Annotated in this window: 7 protein-coding genes and 1 pseudogene; 6 read left to right on the plus strand and 2 right to left on the minus strand. The window is 68.4% G+C overall.

The features are described from left to right. Nucleotides 1–29: 29 nt before the first annotated feature. Together rhuM and B1A74_RS13715 are read left to right on the plus strand one after the other, a co-directional pair. A complete protein-coding gene (rhuM, locus tag B1A74_RS13710; protein ID WP_244269235.1) occupies nt 30–296 on the plus strand; it encodes a RhuM family protein in 267 nt (88 codons plus the stop codon). Next, a complete protein-coding gene (locus B1A74_RS13715; RefSeq protein WP_024329707.1) occupies nt 289–1,005 on the plus strand; it encodes a nuclease-related domain-containing protein in 717 nt (238 codons plus the stop codon). The genes rhuM and B1A74_RS13715 overlap by 8 nt, the downstream gene beginning before the upstream one ends. A gap of 59 nt (nt 1,006–1,064) precedes the next feature. Here the strand turns inward: B1A74_RS13715 and B1A74_RS13720 are convergent, their stop codons facing one another. Then, nucleotides 1,065–1,502, minus strand: a complete 438-nt coding sequence (locus B1A74_RS13720) for an Sbal_3080 family lipoprotein (protein WP_024329706.1) — start codon at nt 1,500–1,502, stop codon at nt 1,065–1,067. A 132-nt stretch (nt 1,503–1,634) separates the two neighbouring features. Between B1A74_RS13720 and B1A74_RS13725 the strand changes: the two genes are divergently transcribed. The 4 genes from B1A74_RS13725 to B1A74_RS13740 all read left to right on the plus strand — a co-directional run bounded on the left by B1A74_RS13725 (nt 1,635) and on the right by B1A74_RS13740 (nt 4,321). Further along, nucleotides 1,635–2,159 (plus strand): GbsR/MarR family transcriptional regulator, encoded by a 525-nt coding sequence (locus B1A74_RS13725; protein ID WP_018947853.1) that lies wholly within the window; start codon nt 1,635–1,637, stop codon nt 2,157–2,159. Nucleotides 2,160–2,224: 65 nt separating this feature from the next. Beyond that, nucleotides 2,225–2,581, plus strand: coding sequence for a hypothetical protein (locus B1A74_RS13730; protein ID WP_018947854.1), 357 nt, complete (start codon nt 2,225–2,227; stop codon nt 2,579–2,581). 19 nt (nt 2,582–2,600) lie between these two features. After that, the gene (locus B1A74_RS13735) at nt 2,601–3,875 is read left to right on the plus strand and encodes an SDR family oxidoreductase (RefSeq protein WP_077244963.1); all 1,275 of its coding nucleotides are present in this window, start codon (nt 2,601–2,603) and stop codon (nt 3,873–3,875) included. Next, nucleotides 3,857–4,321, plus strand: a complete 465-nt coding sequence (locus tag B1A74_RS13740; protein WP_018947855.1) for a DUF2269 family protein — start codon at nt 3,857–3,859, stop codon at nt 4,319–4,321. The genes B1A74_RS13735 and B1A74_RS13740 overlap by 19 nt, the downstream gene beginning before the upstream one ends. Nucleotides 4,322–4,358: 37 nt before the next feature. Here the strand turns inward: B1A74_RS13740 and B1A74_RS13745 are convergent. Beyond that, nucleotides 4,359–5,293, minus strand: a pseudogene (locus tag B1A74_RS13745) (hypothetical protein); the annotation flags it as partial.

Genomic DNA, 5,293 nt, shown 5'->3' on the forward strand with positions numbered 1-5,293 from the left:
AGACTTGACCATAACTCGTGCGGCGCAAGGTGAGTGTCTACAGCCTGCCGATGATCCTGGCCGTCGGCTACCGGGTGCGTTCCCCCCGTGGCACCCAGTTCCGCCAGTGGGCCACTGCTCATCTGGAGGAGTACCTGGTCAAGGGCTTCGTCATGGACGACCAGCGCCTCAAGGATCCCGGCGGCGCGGATTACTTCGACGAGCTGCGTCCCGATGGCTGGCCCACTCCTTCCAGGTTCAGGCGTTGCAGTTGTTCTGTGAATTCAGGCTTGTATTCAATCCGTACCCATGGCTGATACCCGCTACATCACCGCAAACCGTCTGACCGAAGAGTCGCAGGCGATCCAGAGGCGCGGGCGCAACCTGGTGCTGCTCCTGGGGTTGCCGGTGGCACTCGGGGCGTTCTTCGTGCATCCGCTGGTGGGGCTGGTGACGCTGGCGGGGGTGGTCGCGCTGGTGGGCCTGGTGGGCGGCAGCGCGGTGATCGAGGCGGGGGCGCGCGGCGAGGATGCGGCGCTGGAGTACCTGGCGGAGCTGCCCGACTCGTTCACGGTCTTCAACCAGGTGGATCTGCCGGATGAGCGTTCGCGCACGGGCGTGACCGAGGCGGATCTGGTGGTGGCGGGGCCGGAGGCGCTGTTCGTGATCGAGGTGAAGCACAACAGCGGGGCCATCGACTGCGACGAGCAGGCCTCGCAGTGGACGGTGAGCAAGACCGGGCGGCGCGGCAGTCGTTATACCAAGCAGATGCGCAACCCGGTGCGGCAGGTGAAGAAGCAGGTGTGGCTGCTGAGCGAGTACCTGAAGGGCCGCAAGGCCAAGCGCTGGATCCAGCCGATCGTGCTGTTCACGCACCCGGAGGTGTCGCTGGGGCGTTCGGGCGAGCTGTCGGTACCGGTGCTGACGGGGCCGGAGCTGGTGGACTACATCCGCCGCTTCCGCCCGGAGCGCCCGCGCCCGGTGAAGGAGAACACGGTCCGGGCCATCGCGGCGCTGAAGGGCTGAAGGGCCGAAGCCGGGCGGGACCGGGGTCCGGGCAGGGCCGGGCGGTCCCGCGCGATGGGTTACTCCTCGGCCGGCTCGCCGGTGACGAGTTCCTGCATGAGGGGCCGGATCTTCTCTTCGGTGGGGCCGAACTTGTCGGGGCGCCCGCCGCCGCGACGGGCATCGTATTCGGCGGTGCCGATCAGCTGCTCCTGCTCGTACAGCCGGGCGTCGAAGTAGGTGAGGTACATGGCCAGGTCCCAGGTCCAGTTGGCGGTGAACTCCAGGTGGTGTTCGGCGTCCGCCGGCCGCGTACCCCGGTACAGCTCGGACTCGATGCCCATGTCCTCGAACATGCCCACCAGCGAGTCGTTCAGCTCCTCCATGTGCACGTCCGGGTTGTGCTCCACGTAGACCTTTTCGATGGCCTGGCGCTCCGGCACGGGCTCGACATGCTGGGAAATGGCGCAGCCGGAGGCGAACAGGGCGGCAAGGATGGCGGCGGGCAGTCGGAGCATGGCGTGGTTTTCCCCTGTTGAAAAAGCGTGAAGGCTATCACGCTCGCGCGGGGCTGGAGGAAGGTCGGCTCGCTTGACGGTCTTCGATGTGTTCGCTAATTTCAGTTTTAACAGAAATTCGAGAACGGACTGATGCAGCTGAGCCCGACCATGGAAAAGTTCGTCCTGCACTGGGGCGAGATGGGATCGCGCTGGGGCGTGAACCGCACGGTGGCGCAGATCCATGCGCTGCTGTACCTGAGCGAGCACCCGCTGACCGCGGAGACCATCGCCGAGACCCTGGGCGTGGCCCGTTCCAACGTGAGCACCAGCCTGCGCGAGCTGCAGTCCTGGGGGCTGGTGAAGGTGGTGCACGAACTGGGTGACCGGCGCGATCACTTCGTGTCGCAGAAGGATGTCTGGGACATCTTCATGACCATCCTCGAAGGGCGCAAGGAACGCGAGCTGGACCCGACCCTTACGACCCTGCGCCAGTGCGTGCTGGACAGCGAATCCGATGCGCAAACCACCCCCGAGGCGAAGGCGCGCATGAACGATACCCTCGAGTTCCTCGAGCAGCTGCTTGGCTGGTACGAGCAGATGCGGGGACTGGACCGCGAGACCCTGGTGAAGCTGATGAAGATGGGGGCGCGGATCCAGAGCCTGCTGGGCAAGTAAAAAAAATTGCCCGGTAGTTTCTGTATAGACAGAAACAACCGAAACCAAGGAAAAGGAGTCATGCCATGGAAATCCAGCCGCTTGTCATTCTCGGAGTCCAGCTGGCCACTGCACTGGGCATCAGTCTGGTCGTCATTCATCTGATTCAGCCGGCCCTTGAGCCATTGCTCGGGGAGGTGTGCGGCAGCGAGGCCGCGGCGCGCTTCTGGGTCAACTTCACGCGGCTGATGGTGCTGATCGCACCGCTGCTGCAGGTGATCCTGCTGGCGGCCGAACATGGCGGCATGGGCTCCGTCGAGCTGATCCGCGGGACCCTGTTCCACGCCCTGGGAGGTGTGTTCCTGGCCCTGTCGGTGATCGGCCTGGTGATCTGGAAGGTCGCGCTGGTCGACCGCGCCCGCGGCGCGGCCGGCGGCGAATGAGCGCGCCGGGGGTAACGGGATGCGCATTCTGCTGACCGGAAGCACGGGTTTTGTGGGGCGCCATCTGGAGCGGGCGCTGCGCGAGCGCGGCCACGAGGTGGTCGGATGCGCGCGTGGCGCCGCACCGGTCCACTGCGATTTCACTCGGGATCATCGGCCGGAGGACTGGCTCGGACGTGTGACGGGCATGGATGTCGTGATCAATGCCGCCGGCATTGCCCGTGAGCAGGGTGCACAGTCGTTCGCGGCCTTGCATGAGCGCGCTCCGGCCGCCCTGTTCACGGCCTGCGAGCAGGCCGGGGTCGGCCGCGTGATCCAGATATCGGTACTGGGGGCGGACCCGGCCGCCGACGACCCCTGGCTGCGCAGCCGGGGGCGCTCGGATGCGGATCTGGCCGCCAGGCCGCTGGACTGGCTGATCCTGCGGCCGTCCATTGTGCATGGCGAAGGCGGGGCCAGTACCGGCTTTCTGCGGGCCCTGGCGGCTTTGCCGTGGGTGCCCCTGGTGGGCGACGGCGGGCAGATGCTTCAGCCCGTCCATGTCGATGACCTGGTGCGCGCGGTGGTGCAGGCGGTCGAGTGCGGCGAGCCGCGCTGCCAGGTGCTGGACTGTGTGGGGGCCGAGCCGGTGACGCTGGCGCGGGTGCTGGCCCGCTGGCGCGCCTGGCTGGGGGCGGGGCGCTGGAGAGCCCTGCCGGTGGCGCCGCGGCTTGCGCGCGCGGGGGCGGCGCTGGCGGGCCGGCTGCACGTGGCTCCGGTGAACGGGTCGATGGTGGACCTGTTGCGGCGGGGCAGCACGGCCCCGGTGGAGCCATTCGAGCGCGGGTTCGGGTGGCGCCCGCGCGGTTTTGCCGGGGCGCTGGCGGCCCGGCCGTCCAGCGAGGCGGAGTTGTGGCATGCGCGGCTGTACGGTCTGCGCCCGCTGCTGCGCTTCGCGCTGGCCTTCTTCTGGATCTGGACCGGGCTGGTGTCGGCGTTGCTGCATCCGCCTCAGGCCAGTCTGGACTTGCTGGCGTCGGCCGGTCTGACGGCCGCCCCGGCCGTTACCGCTCTGTATGGTCTGGCGCTGGTGGACGTGCTGCTGGGCCTGGCACTGCTCGCGGGCTGGCGGGTGCGCGAGGTGGCGTGGATCCAGGTCGTAATGATGGCCGGTTACACCCTGGGCGCGGGGCTGCTGCTTCCGCAGCTGTGGATCGACCCGTTCGGGCCGCTCAGCAAGAACCTGCCCCTGATCGTGGCCACGCTGATGCTGATCGCAATGGAGGGGCCCCGGCGATGCTCTACCTCGGACTGAAGACGCTGCACGTGCTGGGGGCGATCCTGCTGTTCGGGACCGGTCTGGGCAGTGCGTTCTACAAGTACATGGTGTGGCGCAGTGGCAGCGCGGCGGCCATTGCGGTCACCGACCGTCTGGTGGTCCGTGCGGACTGGTGGTTCACCACCCCGGCGGTGATCCTGCAGCCGCTGACCGGGTTCGCGATGGTGTGGCTGGCCGGCTGGCCGCTCGACAGCGCATGGCTGTTGTGGACCGGTGCGCTGTACCTGCTGGCCGGGGCCTGCTGGCTGCCGGTGGTCTGGCTCCAGTTGCGGATGCGCGAGACCTCGGCCCGCGCGATCCGCGAGGGCGTCGATCTGCCACCCGCCTACGCCCGCCGCATGCGGCTGTGGTTCTGGCTGGGCGTCCCGGCCTTCTCGGCGATGCTCGTCGTGGTGGCCCTGATGGTGTTCCGCCCGGTGTGACGGCCCCGCACCGGGGCGGGGACGTCACGCACGCGAATCAGCGGGCGACGGGCACGCGGTCCCAGTACTGCATCGCCGAGAACTCGCCCTCGAGCCGGAACCCGTCGCTGGCACCCAGGTCGTCCAGCGGGGTGGCGATGCCTTCCACGTCCAGGTGGCCGTGGAACGTGTCGTCCGGTTCGGCGGTATCCAGCCGGACCTCTCCGCTCAGGCCCTGGCCGACGGTCAGGAAGGAGATGTCGCCGGGTTTGCTGACATCCCCCACCAGCAGGTGCGCGGCCAGCCGGCCTTCGGCCTCGGTGCTGCGCGGGTCGGCGATCTCGAGGGTACCGGTGTCATCGGGAACGCCCGCACCCACCCGGGTGAAGATCATGCAGGCGGTGGTTTCCAGCCCAGGCAGGAAGGCCTCCACGACCAGGGCGAAGCCGTCGCCTCGCTGCGGATCTTCCTGGCCGCCCCAGGCCGCCTGTCCGAGCAGTGCACCCGAGTGGGCCCCTTCCAGGGCCCCGTCGAAGGTCGCCTGCTCGTCCAGCATCGCCGCCAGCTCGTCGCGCGGCATGTCAGAGGGCAGGGGGAGGCAGACATCCAGCATGTCGGCCAGCACGGGCGGGGTGCGGAGGTATTCGAAGGCGGCCGCGCCGGCGCGCGGGTACTCCTGCAGGGCGGCGTAATCCGGTGCGTCGGCGTCGTCGCTGAATTCGGTGACCTCGATCCGGTAGGCGATGCCCGAGGCCTGGCCGGGTGACTGGTCTTCTTCCAGTGCCCAGTCCCGGGCCTCCATGGTTTCCAGGGTGTCGGCGGAGGTGTGGAAGCCCTGAAGCTGCAGGCCGGCCGGCATGCCGAGCGGTTCCAGGGCCTCGCCGAGGGTGTGGAGGTAATGGGTCTCGAGGCCGTCCGGGACGTTGGGCCCGATGGCCATGCGGAACATGCCGGGGCTCAGCTGCAGCAGCGCCGGAGTTACTGTCGAAAGTG

Origin of the sequence: Thioalkalivibrio halophilus (assembly GCF_001995255.1) — a bacterium.
In the GTDB taxonomy this organism is placed as follows: domain Bacteria; phylum Pseudomonadota; class Gammaproteobacteria; order Ectothiorhodospirales; family Ectothiorhodospiraceae; genus Thioalkalivibrio; species Thioalkalivibrio halophilus.

Excerpts from the sequence above, each read along its gene's own strand:
- B1A74_RS13720 (WP_024329706.1), bottom strand. The coding sequence starts at position 1,502 with ATGCTCCGACTGCCCGCCGCCATCCTTGCCGCCCTGTTCGCCTCCGGC.
- B1A74_RS13725 (WP_018947853.1), top strand. The coding sequence starts at position 1,635 with ATGCAGCTGAGCCCGACCATGGAAAAGTTCGTCCTGCACTGGGGCGAG.
- B1A74_RS13735 (WP_077244963.1), top strand. The coding sequence starts at position 2,601 with ATGCGCATTCTGCTGACCGGAAGCACGGGTTTTGTGGGGCGCCATCTG.
- B1A74_RS13730 (WP_018947854.1), top strand. The coding sequence starts at position 2,225 with ATGGAAATCCAGCCGCTTGTCATTCTCGGAGTCCAGCTGGCCACTGCA.
- B1A74_RS13715 (WP_024329707.1), top strand. The coding sequence starts at position 289 with ATGGCTGATACCCGCTACATCACCGCAAACCGTCTGACCGAAGAGTCG.
- B1A74_RS13740 (WP_018947855.1), top strand. The coding sequence starts at position 3,857 with ATGCTCTACCTCGGACTGAAGACGCTGCACGTGCTGGGGGCGATCCTG.